Genomic DNA, 444 nt, shown 5'->3' with positions numbered 1-444 from the left:
TCACCGATCAGCATGAACGCGGCCTCACGGTAGAGACGCTCGATCTCGTACTCCTTGGAGTAACCGTAACCACCATGGATACGGAACGAGTCCTGCACAACCTCATTGCAGTACTCCGCTGCCACCATCTTGGCCATACCGGCCTCCACGTCATTGCGCTTACCGGCATCCTTGAGCCGGGCAGCCTTGACGACCATCGCATGTGCTGTCTCGACCTTGGTCGCCATCTCAGCAATACGGAACAAGATCGCCTGATGCTGCGCGATCGGCTTACCGAACGTCTCACGCTGCTGCGCATACGCCACACCCAGCTCAAACGCACGGTTCGCGATACCGACGGCACGCGCACCAACGTTGACACGACCGACCTCAACACCGTCCATCATCTGGTAGAAACCCTTGCCGGGCACACCCCCGAGAATCTGATCGGCCGAGATCTTATGC

The 444-nt window shown here is 58.8% G+C and carries 1 protein-coding gene; it reads right to left on the bottom strand.

The window, feature by feature from the left end:
* On the bottom strand, positions 1–383 hold a 383-nt coding region (locus ACXJKC_RS21760), incomplete at its 3' end, for an acyl-CoA dehydrogenase family protein (protein WP_456698850.1).
* Positions 384–444: the final 61 nt, after the last annotated feature.

It is taken from the genome of Aeromicrobium sp. P5_D10, assembly GCF_054049535.1.
The sequence above is the reverse complement of the archived record's forward strand: the minus strand, read 5'-3'. Positions and strand labels throughout refer to the sequence as shown.